Source organism: Dactylosporangium sp. CA-052675 (genome assembly GCF_050947935.1).
GTDB lineage: Bacteria > Actinomycetota > Actinomycetes > Mycobacteriales > Micromonosporaceae > Dactylosporangium.
In genome coordinates, this window is record NZ_CP192010.1 from 8738665 (window position 1) to 8752209 (window position 13545).

A 13545-nucleotide genomic window follows, 5' to 3' on the forward strand; every position below is an offset into this window, starting at 1 on the left:
CATGCGAGAGGCGCTGCGGGGGCTCACCACCCGGGGTCGTAGTTTCCTGGCCGCCGCCGCAGCGGCCCTCATCGCCGCGCTCATCCTCGGCGAACGCGACCTGTTGCGCGTGGCGCTGCTCCTGGCCGCGCTGCCGCTGCTGTCCGCGGCGTACGTCGGGCGGACCCGCTACCGCCTGTCGTGCAGCCGCACGCTCGACCCGCACCGCGTCCAGGTCGGCGCGAGCGCGCGGGTCATCCTGCGCCTGCAGAACCTCTCCCGGCTGCCCACCGGCACGATGCTGCTGGAGGACCGGCTGCCCTACGCGCTGGGCTCCCGGCCGCGGCTGGTGCTGGAGCGGCTCGGCGCGCACCAGGCCAGCTCCGTGGCCTACACCGTGCGCGCCGACGTGCGCGGCCGCTACGAGGTCGGGCCGCTGGTGGTGCGCCTGACCGACCCGTTCGGCCTGTGCGAGCTGACCCGGGCCTTCCCCTCCGTGGACCGCCTCACCGTCATCCCCCAGGTGGTGGCGCTGCCGTCGGTGCGCCTGGCCGGCGAGTTCGCCGGCTCCGGCGAGAGCCGCGCCCGGTCCGTCGCCGTGCACGGCGAGGACGACGCGGCGACGCGGGAGTACCGCTACGGCGACGACCTGCGCCGGGTGCACTGGCGCTCCACCGCCCGCACCGGCGAGCTCATGGTGCGCCGCGAGGAGCAGCCGTGGGAGAGCCGCGCCACGGTCGTGCTCGACACGCGCTCCACCGCCCACCGCGGCGAGGGCCCGACGGCGAGCTTCGAGTGGGCGGTCTCGGCGGCCGCGAGCATCGCGGTGCACCTGCGCCACGCGGGGTACAAGATGCGGCTCGTCACCGACGCCGGCGTGGACGTCGACGCGACCGAGATCGACGGCGACGGCCCGCTGCTCGACCAGCTCGCCGACGTGCGGCTGGCCCAGCGCGGCGACATCGCGACCCTGATCGAGCGCGTCCGGCGGCGCAGCGACGGCGGCCTGATCATCGGCATCTTCGGGCTGCTGTCCTCGGCCGAGGCGGAGCTGCTGGCCTCGTTCCGCTCCAACAACGCGACCTGCGTCGCGCTGTTCATCGACTCGTCGACCTGGCTGAACCTGCCCACGGCGGCGCGCGAGGAGGCCGACCGCGCCCACGGCGTGGCGTCGCTCGCGCTGCTGCGCAGCGGGTGGCGGGTCGTGGAGGTGCCGCACGGGGCGAAGCTGTCCGCGCTGTGGCCGCAGACCGGGCGGGGGTCGCAGGGCTTCGCCTGGCGGGCCGCATCCGCTGAAAGCGTGGCTGGAGGAGTCAGGTGAACCAGCGCAAGCATCTGACGCTGATCGCGGCCGGCGCCGCGTTCCTCGCGTCGCTGCCGCTGATCAACGTCTTCGATCACTACACGTGGGCGATCCGCTCGTTCCTGGTGGTCGCGGTCATGTGCGGGGTCGGGCTGCTGGTGCGCAGCCTGCGGGCCCCGGCGTGGGCGCCGACGGCGGCGATGGCGGTCGCGGCGCTGCTGTCGCTGACCTGGCTGTACCGCAGCCACGAGGAGTTCCTCGGGATCATCCCGTCGCCGGGCACCGTCGTGCACTTCGGGCAGCTGCTGCGCACGGCGTCGGAGGAGATGAGCGAATACGCCATCCCCGTCGGCGATCGCGAGAGCTTCCTGTTCCTGGCCACGCTCGGCGTCGCCGCGGTCGCGCTGCTCGTCGACCTCTTCGCGGTGGTCCTGCGCCGGCCCGCGCTGGCCGGTCTGCCGATGCTCGCGATCTACTCGGTGCCGGTCACCGTCGACACCGAGACGACCGCGTGGTTCCCCTTCGCGCTCGGCGCCGTGGGCTTCCTCTGGCTGCTGGTCACCGACAACGTCGACCGGGTGCGCCGCTTCGGCCGCCGCTTCACCGGCGACGGGCGCGACGTGGACCTGTGGGAGCCCTCGCCGCTCGCCGCGGCCGGCCAGCGCCTCGGCGCGATCAGCGTCGCCGCCGCCGTGCTCATCCCGCTGGTGCCCTTCGCGATGCCCGGCGGGGTGCTCGACAGCCTCGGCACCGGCGCGGGCTCCGGCGGCAACGGGATCGGCAACGGCCGCAACGGCAAGCAGGTCAGCATGTTCGCGCTGCTGTCCGGCCAGCTCAACCGCAACCAGTCCGTCGACATGGTCAAGGTGACCAACGTCGACGACGACCACCCGTTCTACCTGCGCTTCGGCGTGCTCGAGGACCTGAACTCGAAGGGCTTCGCGCTGCGCCCGATCAGCGGCGGCGCGCCGGTGAGCAACGGCTTCGGCAAGCCGGAGTGGGGCTCGTCGGTGAAGACGGAGACGCACACGGCGAAGATCGAGGTCACCAACGAGCTCGCGATCTCCTACATGCCGATCTACACGTGGCCCACCAAGATCGACCGGCTCAGCAACCAGTGGTCCTTCGACCCGAAGACGGCCGTCGTGTACTCCGGCAAGGACACGACCGCCAAGAAGACCTACTCGGTCACCTACCAGCGCCCCGACATCACCCCGGACCAGCTGCGCCAGGCCGGGCCGATCAACGCGAGCGACCCGCTGCTCAAGGACCTGATCACGGCCCCGAGCAACCCGTACGTCAAGAGCAAGGTCGACGAGACCATCAAGGGCAAGACGACCGAGTACGACAAGGTCAAGGCGCTCTTCGACTTCTTCTCGACCGAGAACGGGTTCCAGTACGACATCACGACCGGCCCGGACACGAGCGGCACCAAGATCGCGGACTTCCTGCAGAACAAGCGCGGGTACTGCGCCCAGTACGCGGCCGCCTTCGGCTGGATGCTGCGCGAGGCGAAGATCCCCTCCCGGGTCGCGTTCGGCTTCGCCCGCGGCGGCAAGACCACCGAGCGGACGATGACGCTCACCAACTTCAACCTGCACGCCTGGACCGAGGTGTACTTCCCCGGCTACGGCTGGCTGCCCTTCGACGCGACACCGTCGACGTGGATCAACGGCAGCGTCACCGCCTCGTACCTGCCCACCCCCGGCGCCGTGACGGGCAACGACGACGTCGACCGGCCCGGCAACGACCGCGGCGGCCCGCAGGCCGACGCCTCCGCGCCCGCCGCCCAGACCGACACCCACGACAACCCGGGCGACACCAGCACCGACACCCAGGCCGGCGACGTGAAGGTCCTGGCGCGCGTGGTGAACTTCGTGACCAGCCTGGCGGGCATCATGCTCCTCACGGTGGTCCTGCTGGCCCTGCTGCTGGCGACGCCGGCCCTGGCCCGCTCCCGCACCCGCCAGCGCCGGCTCACCTTCGCCGCGTCGATGCCGGCCGCGACGCCCATCCCCACCGGCGACGGCCCGGCCATGACGGTCATCCCGGACGAACGCGCGCTCGGCGCGGCCCGGGAGAACGCCCACCGCGCGTGGGACGAGCTCATCGACACGATGGTCGACTACCGCGTGCCGATCGACGAGGCCGAGACACCCCGCGCGACGGTCGAGCGCCTGGTCAAGAACGAACGCCTGCGCGACGCGGCCGAGTCGGGGGCGCGACTCATCTCGACGGCGGAGGAGCACGCGCGCTATGCGCGGCAGCCGCTCACGGGGCGCGAGCTGCGCTCGGCGATCACGTCGGTGGAGTCGGTCTTCGCCTCGAACGCGACGCGCAGGGTCCGGCTGGTCGCCCGGTTCCTGCCGCCGTCCGTGCTGCGGCGGTGGCGTAACCGGTTCTCGGCTCGGACCGGCGGGGCGGCGCTGGCGGTCGGGCGCGGGTGGGATGCCTTGATGCGGACGTTGAGCGTGCGGCGGATCGTGGCTCGGCGGGCGGAGTAGCCGTTCCTGGTCCTTCGGGCATGCTGGGCCGCTTCCCCGTTCGCGGGGGGCGGCCCTTTTGCTCGCATGAGTCCGGCTGGATGGCCTCTCGGCCCTTGCTGTCCGTGGCCTCGGCCGTCCACGTCCGGGTGGTGGCGGCGGGCTGTGCCCCACGCTTGCCGTCGCCGGGCGGGCCGCAGGCACGCGAGCCCCAGGCACGCACGGCCGGCGCCGGGTCGTCGTTGGGTGCTCAATGAGTAAGCGTGGTCCAGTGGCGTCGTTGCCCACTGGGCATTCCTCTAGGCCGTTGTGAATGTGCCGGGTTCGTGCGGGTCGTCATTCGGTGGTGCCGGTTCCATTATGTTCGCCATTTGTGCTGGGACGTGGTCGGGATCATGGTTTTCGGTGCATTCTGGGATAATTTTCCATATGGGGCAGCTGCAGTTGTTCAGTGCTCGGGAATTGGCTGCTATGCGCGATAGAACAAAGGCTCGGCATTGGTGGTCCGGCAAGGATGAATTCCGCCGGGAAGCGCAGCGGCGGCGGGATTGGGGATTGGCGCGACGGCATGCCGAGAAGCTGCGGCGCATCCACGGAGCTGCGGAAAACGCCCCGGCACAACCACCGTCGGAGCTTCGCCGACCCACCGAGGACCAGGTTCAGCATCACGCTTCCCCGACGCGACAGCCCCATCGGTCGCAGCCGCACGATTGCACTGCCGAAAGCCACCGGGACGCCACTGTCTCCGCTTCAGCGGCACCACCACCAGCGTGCACACGGCAGCCGCGCACTCCAACGCAAAGGGTTGCGGATTCGGTTCGGCGGGGCGTCTGTCGCCTCGGATTCGGCAGCGTGATGTCGCGGCATCCGGCCTTGCACGCCGGCCCCGCGGCGGACGACGGAGCCGGCCCCGCGACGTCACGGACCGGCGGGTGGGGCGGGGCCGCTGCCGCGATCGTGGCGCAACGAAAGAAGCCGCACCGAGGCGCGGCGGATCACCCTCGACATCGGGCCGGGGGCGCGGCGGTGTCAGGGCAGGGTGCAGCCAGGGTGTCAGGGCAGGGTGCAGCCAGTCGGGCCATTCACCGCGGTGATGGGCGACCGCTGGCGGTCGCCCTCAGGCCCGTGCCCGCTCAGGCGGCCGTCAGAGGTCGCCCTCGGGGCGGCGGCGCCAGCGCTCCTCGAGGCGGTCCACCAGGCCGCCGCGGCGCTGGCGGGTGCGGCGCGTGGCCGTTCCGCCGACCGCATGCAGGTCCGTGGACTGGCCCCGGCGGTAGGCCTGGACGCCGAACGCCAAGGCGCACAGCATCACCAGGAAGCCGCCGACGCCGAGGAGTGGGATGGAAATGGCGACACCGTAGACAAGCAGCGCCATGCCGGCCAGCAGCAGGATCCCTGCGGCGATCATCCGGCGCTTGGCATGGAACCGCGGGTCGGTGGCGCGCACCGCCGAAGCGAACTTGGGATCCTCGGCTAGCGACCGCTCGATCTGCTCGAACAGCCGCTGCTCGTGCTCCGAGAGCGGCACGGCACTCCTCCCCGGTCGCGAAGGCCGGCCCTGGGCGGGCCGGCGGTCCGGCACAGCCGGACGGCTGCGTACTGGCAAGTTTACGAGGGGGCCAACCCGTCGGAAAGCGGGACGATGGTCCGGCCGTGCCGATTTTCCGACCAACTTCCCGATGAGGTGGCTCCTATGTCCTTCCATTGTGTCCTCTCGGGGACCCGGTTGCCCCCTCCCCGCGCGGCGCGGCTCCGTTTCCGTCGGTGCGCATGCCGTCACCGCGCAGCAGGCTGGCGGGCTTGACGAGGCCCCGGCCGAAGCGCGCGGCGACCGCGTCGGCGGCTCGTTCGGCGTCCCGCCAGCCGTGGTCGCGCTCACCCAGCGTCATCTGCCGGGGCGCCCCGTCGGCGTGGACGAGACTCTCGACGCGCACGCCGATGAGCCGGATTCGCTCGCCCGGGCGTGCGGCCTGGAACAACGCCCAGCCGAGCTCGAAGATCTCGCGGGCGACGTCGGTGGGGACGTCTACTGTGCGTGATCGGCTCAGGGTCTGGAAATCGGCGAGCCTGATCTTCACCGAGACCGTCCGGCCGGCCTGCCCGGCGTGGCGGAGGCGCTCGGCGACCTTGCCGGACAGGGCGAGCATCGCGCGTCGGATGGTCGACAGGTCGCTGACATCGACGTCGAAGGTCGTCTCCGCGCCGATGGACTTTTCCACATGTTCGGGAATCACCCGTCGGGGGTCACGCGCCCAGGACAGCTCGTGCAGATGGCGGGCCGCGGCCTCGCCGACGGCGGAGCGCAGGAGACCGACCGGGGCGGACGAGAGATCGCCGATGGTCTTGAGGCCGAGCCGCTGGAGCTGCTCGGCCGTGCGCTCGCCGACGCCCCACAGCGCCTCGACCGGCAGCGGGTGCAGGTATTCGAGCTCGCGCGAGCGCGGGACCACCACCATCCCGTCGGGCTTGGCGCGGGTGGAGCCGAGCTTGGCGAGGAACTTGGTGCCGGCCACCCCGACGGAGCACGTGAGCCGCTGCTCCCCCGCGACCCGGCGCCGGATCAGCGCGGCGATCTCGGCCGGGCGGCCGAGCAGCTTGAGCGCCCCGGCGACGTCGAGGAACGCCTCGTCGAGGGAGAGCGGCTCGACCAGCGGCGTGACGTCGCGGAAGATCGCCATCACGGCGCGGGAGGCCTCGGTGTAGGCCGCGAAGTCGGGCGGCAGGAACACCGCGTGCGGGCACAGGCGCTGGGCGCGGCTGCCCGGCATCGCGCTGTGCACGCCGTATGTGCGCGCCTCGTAGCTCGCCGCGGACACGACCCCGCGCGGCCCCGCCCCGCCGACGATGACGGGCTTGCCGCGCAGCTCGGGCCGCCGCCGGATCTCCACCGACGCGTAGAACGCGTCCATGTCGACGTGCAGCACGGTGCAGCCTGTGTCGTCGGCGTGCGGCCCGAACTCGCCGGCGCCTCCGCGTGGTACCACCTGACTTCGCCCCACATCGCGAACCTTAGCGGCACCCCCTGACAATATTGACGAGAACTTAGGTTTGCCTTACCTTCCGGGTATGGCTCACGTCGCGATGACCTCGCCCCTGGCGCCGGTCGTCGCCGCCGTCGAGGGGCTGCGCCGCCGGCACCCGGCACTGACCGGCAGCGTCTTCCCCGGTCTGGTGATCACCCCGACGGCCGACTGGACCAAAGCCATGAACCAACAAGCCGCAGCCGTACTGGTCGTCGCCGGCTGGACCCGAGCCCGCCGCGTGCCTTTGCTCATCCCGGGCGAGACGTTCGTCAACCGCGCGGGGCAGCTGGGCGTGCGCCGGGCCCACGTCGCCGTGCTGGCCGGCGATCCCGCGGCCGGCGCACCGGGCGTGATCGTCGCCGCGGACCGCGACGAGCTGCTGGCCCTGGTCGCGCGGCACACGGAGGCGCCGGGCGCGGAACTGGCGCGGCACCTACGCCACCTGACCGCTCTCCTGGCCCCAGCGGCACCATCGGCTGCTAAAAACCCTGTCGGGGTATAAATCCGAAATGTCGGGCTGAGGGACGAAGCCCGACATTTCGGCGCGAAAACGTCCGCCTCGCCGGCGGTGCCGTCGCGCTCGCGCGTTGTGCTTGAGCCGGCCTAGGCGGGCGGCGGTGATGATGCCCCGGCTCGCCGGCACAGGTCCACGAGCGCGAATGCCTTGCTCGGCCGCGCCCGAGCAGCAACGCAAGCCAAGGCTCAGCCGCGCCCGACCAGCAACCCAAATCAGAGCTCAGCCGCGCCCGACCAACAACCCGAACCAGGACTCAGCCGCGCCTGACCAGCAGCACCCAACCGCGCGCTTGCTGGGCGCACATCCAGCGACGCAACCCCGCCGCGAGTCCGCGCTCCCGGGGGCCGACCAGCACCCGGACCGCCCGAGGCCTCGCTCAGCGGCGTACGACCAGCAACGGGATCTCCATCTCCGCGGTCGTGTTCGCGCCGTGGAAGGCCACCATCTCCGCCAGCCGCGCCGGCTCGTGGGCGCTCGCCATCACGACCCAGCGCTCGCGGCATACCACCACCACGTCACCGATGCGCTGCAGGTGGGACTCGGGCACGGGGCCGAACCAGCCGGACGCCACCGCCTCGTCGCGCTCGGCCACCCACGCGCGGTCGCCCAGCACCTCGCGCCACGCGCTCAGGACGTCGGGCCGGGCGCCCGGCAGCGTGTGCAGGTACCGCACCCGCGCCTCGCCGGCCACGTGGGCCAGGCCCGCGCTCAGGCGCTCGTCGCGGTCGAGGTCGATGCGGCGGTCGGCCGGGATGTCGAGCTGGCCGTGGTCGGCGGTCACGATCAGGGCCGTGTCCGGGGGCATGCCGTCCACCAGGCGGGTGACGAGGCGGTCGGCGTCGGCGGCCGCGCGGTGCCAGTCGGGCGAGGCGATGCCCGAGTCGTGGCCGGCCTTGTCGACGTCGTTGAGGTAGCCGTACACGAGCCTGGACTCGGCCAGCGCGGACAGCATCTCGTCGGCGATCGCGTCCGGGCGCACGCCGGGGCCGAGGCGCGCGCCGCGGTACGCCGACCGGGACAGGCCGGTGCCCTCGAACCTCGGGTCGGTCACGACGGTCGGGGCCAGGCCGGCCTCGCTCGCCCGGGTGAACGCGGTCGGCACCGGCTGCCAGGTGGCCGGGTCGGGCTCGTTCGTCCAGTGCAGATGGTTGACGACCTGGTCGGTGCCTGGGCGGTGCAGGTTGAAGCCGACGATGCCGTGGCGGCCGGGTGCGGTGCCGGTGCCGAGGGTGACCAGGCTGACCGGGGTCGTCGACGGGAAGCCGGACGTGATGGGGCGGCCGAGGCCGAGGCGCCCCGCGGCGATGTCGGTCATCGTCGGCGCGTCGGGCGCGGCCAGGGGCAGCTGGTGCCAGCCCAGGCCGTCGAGGAGTACGACCGCGATCCGCCGCACCCCGTCCAGCGCCCCGGCGAGGTGCAGGGCGTCGGGCTCCCCCGGGACGCCGAGCGCGTGCAGGGCCGTGGGCATGATGTCGGCCAGGCTGTCGTGGCCGTAGCGCGGCTCGATCGGGACGAGCAGGCCCGGGGTCAGGCCCGGGGTAAGGCCCGGGGTCATGTGCGGCGGGCGAGCAGGTGGAGCTGGGTCGCGATGTCGCGGTACGGCGGCGTCCCGGCCAGCGCCAGCTCGAACGCGGCCAGCGCCTCGGGCTCGCTCTCCGCGACGGTGCCCGGCACCAGGTCGGCGACGACGCGCACCCCGTGCACCTGCTCGACGGCCAGGCCGCACTCGTCCAGCAGCGCGGTGGCGCTCTGCGCGTCGTAGCGGCGGCGGAGCCGGTCGCGGGCGTCGCCCCGGCCGTCGGGGCTGGCCACGAGCAGCGAGGCGGCGGCGAGGTGGCCGCCGATCGCGCGGGCCAGCACCGCGGCGGCCCGGTTGGCGACCACGACGCTGGCCGCGCCGCCGGGGCGCAGGGTCCCGGCGAGCGCGGCGACGACCTTGTGCGGGTCGTCCACGACCTCGAGCAGGCTGTGGCAGAGCACCAGGTCCACGCTCTGCGGCCGGACCAGGTCGGCCAGGCCGTCGCCGTCGCCCTGCACGGCGGTGACCCGCTCCCCCACCCCGGCCTCGGCCGCGCGCCGGGTGAGCGCGGCGAGCGCGTCGGGGCTGGCGTCGACGACGGTGACGGTGTGGCCGGCCTGCGCGAGCGGGACGGCGAAGCCGCCGGTGCCGCCGCCGACGTCGAGGGCGTTCAGCGGCCGGGCGGCCCGGGCCAGCTCGTCACGCAGCACGCGCCAGACCACGGCGGTACGGGGCGCAGAAGACTCCACCCAGACGACCTTAGTGGAGCAGCGGCAGGTACACCTGACCGCCTGCCTCGGCGAACTCGTCGGACTTGCGCCGCATGCCCAGCTCGGCGTACTCGCGCAGCTCCTGGCTGATCTTCATGGAACAGAACTTGGGCCCGCACATGGAGCAGAAGTGCGCGGTCTTGGCGGGCTCGGCCGGGAGGGTCTCGTCGTGGTACGCGCGGGCCGTGTCCGGGTCCAGCGCCAGGTTGAACTGGTCCTCCCAGCGGAACTCGAAGCGGGCCTTGGACAGCGCGTCGTCCCACGCCTGGGCGCCCGGGTGGCCCTTGGCGAGGTCGGCGGCGTGCGCGGCGATCTTGTAGGCGATGACCCCGGCCTTGACGTCGTCGCGGTCGGGCAGGCCCAGGTGCTCCTTGGGGGTGACGTAGCAGAGCATGGCGGTGCCGTACATCGCGATCATCGCCGCGCCGATGGCCGAGGTGATGTGGTCGTAGGCTGGCGCGATGTCGGTCGTCAGCGGGCCGAGCGTGTAGAAGGGCGCCTCGTAGCACCACTCCATCTGCAGGTCCACGTTCTCCTTGATCTTGTGCATGGGCACGTGGCCGGGGCCCTCGATCATGACCTGCACGTCGTGCGCCCACGCGATCTTCGTCAGCTCGCCCAGGGTCTTGAGCTCGGCGAGCTGGGCCTCGTCGTTGGCGTCGGCGATGGAGCCGGGGCGCAGGCCGTCGCCGAGGGAGAACGCGACGTCGTACCGCGCCAGGATCTCGCACAGCTCCGCGAAGTGGGTGTAGAGGAAGTTCTCCTCGTGATGGGCCAGGCACCAGGCGGCCATGATGGAGCCGCCGCGGGACACGATGCCGGTGACCCGCCGGACGGTCATGGGCACGTAGCGCAGGAGCACCCCGGCGTGCACGGTCATGTAGTCGACGCCCTGCTCGGCCTGCTCGATGACGGTGTCGCGGTACGCCTCCCAGGTCAGCCGGGTGGGATCGCCGCCGACCTTCTCGAGAGCCTGGTAGATGGGCACGGTCCCGATGGGCACCGGGGAGTTGCGCACGATCGCCTCGCGGGTGGCGTGGATGTGCCGGCCCGTGGACAGGTCCATGACGGTGTCCGCGCCCCAGCGGGTGGCCCAGGCCAGCTTGGCGACCTCCTCCTCGACGCCGGAGGAGACGGCGCTGGTGCCGATGTTGGCGTTGACCTTCACGAGGAACCGGGAGCCGATGACCATCGGCTCGCTCTCGGGGTGGTTGACGTTGTTGGGCAGGATGGCCCGGCCGGCGGCGATCTCGGAGCGCACCAGCTCCGGCTCGACGCCCTCCCGGATCGCCGCGAACCGCATCTCGCGGGTGATCACGCCCTGGCGCGCGTAGTGCAGCTGCGTGCGCTCGACCGGGCCGCGCTCGGCGATCCACGCGGCGCGCAGCGGCGGGTCGCTGACCGGGCCGGACGTGTCGTACAGCCGGACGGGCGGGTTGTCCCCGGAGAGCTGCACCTCGGCGAAGGGAACTCCCTCGACGAAAACCTTGCGTTTCATGACAAACCTCCCGTAAAAGGGCATGGATGACCTGAGGACACGGCGCAATCGGCGCCGGGAAAGCGGTGATGCCTAGAAGGGGCCCCAGGCCAGCGGGCCGTGGCCGGCGCCCAGGGTCCAGGACGCCGAGCGGGTGAGGGCCGAGTGGACGTAGGACTTGGCGCGCGCGAGGGCGACCGGCAGCTCGTCGCCGGCCGCGAGCCGGGCGGCGGTCGCGGCGGCGAAGGTGCAGCCGGTGCCGTGGTTGTTGGTCGTGTCGATCCAGGGGGCGCTCAGCAGCGAGGTCTGGCCGTCGTACCAGACCGCGTCGACGGCCTCGGCGCTCCCCCGCAGGTGGCCGCCCTTGACCACGACGCACCGGGGCCCGAAGGCGGCCAGGTCCCCGGCGGCCTTGGCGGCGTCCTCGGCGTCGAGCACCTCGCGGCCGAGCAGCACGGAGGCCTCGCGCAGGTTCGGCGTGACCACGGCGGCGTGCGGGAAGAGCAGGTCGAGGTACGCGCGCTCGGCGTCGGCGGTGAAGAGCCGGTCGCCGGAGGAGGCCACGAGCACCGGGTCGACGACCAGGTTCGGCAGCCGCGGGGCGAACCGGGCCACGAGCGCGACGGTGTCCGGGGAGGCCAGCATGCCGGTCTTCACCCCGGCGACGGGCAGGTCGTCCAGGACGGCCTCGATCTGGGCCTCGACGAAGCCCGGGTCGACGGCGGAGATGGCCCGCACGCCCGCCGTGTTCTGCGCGGTGAGCGCGGTGATGACGCTGGTGCCGAAGACCTCGTGCGCGGCGAAGGTCTTGAGGTCGGCCTGGATGCCGGCCCCGCCCCCGGAGTCGGAGCCGGCGATGGTGAGCGCCACGGGCGGGTTCATGCGGCCAGCAGCTCCTTGACCAGGCGGGCCGGGTCCTCGGCGCGCATGACGACACCCATCACGGCCACCCCGGCGGCGCCCTCGTCGAGGCAGTCGCGGACGCGGCCGGGGGTGTCGACGCCGCCGAGCGCGAAGACCGGCACGGGCGCGGCCATCGCCATGCGGCCCAGGGCGGCCAGGCCGAGCGGCGGGCCGTAGCCGGGCTTGCTGCGCGTGGCGAAGATCGGCGAGAGGGTCACGTAGTCGACGTTGTCGTCCCCGGCCGCGACCAGCTCCTCGAGCCCGTGGCACTTGCGCAGCGCCCCGTCCTCCTCCAGCAGCAGCCGGCCGCCGACCTGGTCGAGGAGGCTGCGCAGGGTGGCCGCGAGCTTGAGCCGGCGCCGCGGCGGGAGGTCGTGCTCGCGCAGGACCACCACCCGGGCCCCGCCGTCGACGGCGCCCGCGATCACCTCGTCCAGCGGGCGCTCGGCCTGCCGGCGGTCGGTGAAGACGATGAGGCCGGGCTCTACCACGGCATACCTCCGGTCGGGCTGGATGCGGTCGCGTGCAGGCGCCGGGGAATGCGCCCGGCCAGGTGGGCCAGCCGCCCGGCCCGCACCGCGAGGCGCATCGCCTCGGCCATGCGCGCCGGGTGCTCGGCCCGGGTGACGGCGGAGGCGAGCAGCACGCCGTCGCAGCCCAGCTCCATCGCGAGGGCCGCGTCGGAGGCGGTGCCGATCCCGGCGTCGAGGATGACCGGGACGGTGACGAGCCGCCGGATCAGCGCGATGTTGTGCGGGTTGCGGATGCCCAGGCCGGAGCCGATGGGGGCGCCGAGCGGCATGACGGCCGCGCAGCCCACGTCGGCGAGGCGCTGGGCGAGGACGGGGTCGTCGCTGGTGTACGGCAGGACGGTGAACCCGTCCGCGACGAGCCGCGCGGCCGCGTCGACCAGCTCGACCCCGTCGGGCAGCAGGGTCTCCTCGTCGCCGATCACCTCGAGTTTCACCCAGGCGGTGCCGAAGGCCTCGCGGGCGAGGTGGGCGAGCTTGACCGCCTCGGTCGCCGTGTAGCAGCCGGCCGTGTTGGGCAGCACGCGCACCCCGCAGCGCTCGACGACGTCGAGCAGCGAGGGCGCGGCCGGGTCGAGCCGGCGCAGGGCGACGGTGACGAGCGCGGTCCCGCTGGCCCGGATGGCCGCCTCGAGGGCCGCGTGGCTGGTCGCCCCGCCGGTGCCCAGGATGAGCCGGGACGGCAGCTCCACGCCGTCCAGCACGAGGGCGTCAGCCACCCTGCACCGCCGTCAGCACCTCGACCTGGTCGCCCTCGGCCGGGCGGGTCTGCGCCCAGCGCGACCGGGGCACCACGTCACCGTTGAGGGCGACGGCGATCCCGCGCGGATCCTCTCCGGCGAGGGTCTTCACCACGTCGGCGACGGTGATGCCCTCGTCGACGGTCGATGCGACGGCGTTGACCACGAGCTGCATGGAACTCACTCCTGCCTCCCTGCGCCGGCATGACCCGGATCAGGTTCTACGGTCGGGGGCTCACAGCCCCCCTCTCAGCCCGGTCGCACCGGACTCCCGTGGGGTACGTGTCCGACGATAACGCCG

General features: G+C 73.0%; 12 protein-coding genes and 1 riboswitch. Of the genes, 3 read left to right on the top strand and 9 right to left on the bottom strand.

The features are described from left to right. Position 1: 1 nt before the first annotated feature. The gene (locus ACQP1P_RS39120; protein WP_433079063.1) at positions 2–1300 is read left to right on the top strand and encodes a DUF58 domain-containing protein; all 1299 of its coding nucleotides are present in this window, start codon (positions 2–4) and stop codon (positions 1298–1300) included. After that, the gene (locus ACQP1P_RS39125; RefSeq protein WP_433079065.1) at positions 1297–3786 is read left to right on the top strand and encodes a transglutaminase TgpA family protein; all 2490 of its coding nucleotides are present in this window, start codon (positions 1297–1299) and stop codon (positions 3784–3786) included. The genes ACQP1P_RS39120 and ACQP1P_RS39125 overlap by 4 nt, the downstream gene beginning before the upstream one ends. Before the next feature lie 1123 nt (positions 3787–4909). On the opposite strand, the gene ACQP1P_RS39130 is transcribed toward ACQP1P_RS39125, so the two are convergent. After that, complete coding sequence (locus ACQP1P_RS39130; protein WP_433079067.1) at positions 4910–5293, bottom strand: DUF3040 domain-containing protein; 384 nt, start codon at positions 5291–5293, stop codon at positions 4910–4912. Positions 5294–5456: 163 nt separating this feature from the next. Continuing rightward, positions 5457–6764, bottom strand: a complete 1308-nt coding sequence (locus ACQP1P_RS39135) for a DNA polymerase IV (RefSeq protein ID WP_433079069.1) — start codon at positions 6762–6764, stop codon at positions 5457–5459. 67 nt (positions 6765–6831) lie between these two features. Between ACQP1P_RS39135 and ACQP1P_RS39140 the strand changes: the two genes are divergently transcribed. Then, positions 6832–7290: a hypothetical protein gene (locus ACQP1P_RS39140; RefSeq protein ID WP_433079071.1), complete on the top strand. Its 459-nt coding sequence runs from the start codon at positions 6832–6834 to the stop codon at positions 7288–7290. 391 nt (positions 7291–7681) lie between these two features. Here ACQP1P_RS39140 and ACQP1P_RS39145 read toward each other — a convergent pair whose 3' ends face one another. The 7 genes from ACQP1P_RS39145 to thiS all read right to left on the bottom strand — a co-directional run bounded on the left by ACQP1P_RS39145 (position 7682) and on the right by thiS (position 13419). Further along, complete coding sequence (locus ACQP1P_RS39145) at positions 7682–8860, bottom strand: alkaline phosphatase family protein (RefSeq protein WP_433079073.1); 1179 nt, start codon at positions 8858–8860, stop codon at positions 7682–7684. Continuing rightward, positions 8857–9573 carry a class I SAM-dependent methyltransferase gene (locus ACQP1P_RS39150; RefSeq protein ID WP_433079075.1) on the bottom strand — a complete coding sequence of 239 codons (717 nt, stop codon included), beginning with the start codon at positions 9571–9573 and terminating at the stop codon, positions 8857–8859. Before ACQP1P_RS39150 ends, ACQP1P_RS39145 begins: the two co-directional genes overlap by 4 nt. Positions 9574–9583: 10 nt before the next feature. Continuing rightward, positions 9584–11092 carry a phosphomethylpyrimidine synthase ThiC gene (thiC, locus tag ACQP1P_RS39155; RefSeq protein ID WP_433079077.1) on the bottom strand — a complete coding sequence of 503 codons (1509 nt, stop codon included), beginning with the start codon at positions 11090–11092 and terminating at the stop codon, positions 9584–9586. A 72-nt stretch (positions 11093–11164) separates the two neighbouring features. Then, positions 11165–11953, bottom strand: coding sequence for a bifunctional hydroxymethylpyrimidine kinase/phosphomethylpyrimidine kinase (gene thiD / locus ACQP1P_RS39160; RefSeq protein WP_433079079.1), 789 nt, complete (start codon positions 11951–11953; stop codon positions 11165–11167). Beyond that, positions 11950–12465 carry a thiamine phosphate synthase gene (locus ACQP1P_RS39165; RefSeq protein ID WP_433079081.1) on the bottom strand — a complete coding sequence of 172 codons (516 nt, stop codon included), beginning with the start codon at positions 12463–12465 and terminating at the stop codon, positions 11950–11952. The genes thiD and ACQP1P_RS39165 overlap by 4 nt, the downstream gene beginning before the upstream one ends. Then, positions 12459–13223: a thiazole synthase gene (locus ACQP1P_RS39170; RefSeq protein ID WP_433079083.1), complete on the bottom strand. Its 765-nt coding sequence runs from the start codon at positions 13221–13223 to the stop codon at positions 12459–12461. The genes ACQP1P_RS39165 and ACQP1P_RS39170 overlap by 7 nt, the downstream gene beginning before the upstream one ends. Beyond that, the gene (gene thiS, locus ACQP1P_RS39175; protein WP_433090288.1) at positions 13216–13419 is read right to left on the bottom strand and encodes a sulfur carrier protein ThiS; all 204 of its coding nucleotides are present in this window, start codon (positions 13417–13419) and stop codon (positions 13216–13218) included. The genes ACQP1P_RS39170 and thiS overlap by 8 nt, the downstream gene beginning before the upstream one ends. Continuing rightward, positions 13419–13529: riboswitch (TPP riboswitch) on the bottom strand. (Overlaps the previous gene by 1 nt.) Positions 13530–13545 lie beyond the last annotated feature (16 nt).

Excerpts from the sequence above, each read along its gene's own strand:
- thiC (WP_433079077.1), bottom strand. The coding sequence starts at position 11,092 with ATGAAACGCAAGGTTTTCGTCGAGGGAGTTCCCTTCGCCGAGGTGCAG.
- ACQP1P_RS39145 (WP_433079073.1), bottom strand. The coding sequence starts at position 8,860 with ATGACCCCGGGCCTTACCCCGGGCCTGACCCCGGGCCTGCTCGTCCCG.
- thiS (WP_433090288.1), bottom strand. The coding sequence starts at position 13,419 with ATGCAGCTCGTGGTCAACGCCGTCGCATCGACCGTCGACGAGGGCATC.
- thiD (WP_433079079.1), bottom strand. The coding sequence starts at position 11,953 with ATGAACCCGCCCGTGGCGCTCACCATCGCCGGCTCCGACTCCGGGGGC.
- ACQP1P_RS39140 (WP_433079071.1), top strand. The coding sequence starts at position 6,832 with ATGGCTCACGTCGCGATGACCTCGCCCCTGGCGCCGGTCGTCGCCGCC.
- ACQP1P_RS39120 (WP_433079063.1), top strand. The coding sequence starts at position 2 with ATGCGAGAGGCGCTGCGGGGGCTCACCACCCGGGGTCGTAGTTTCCTG.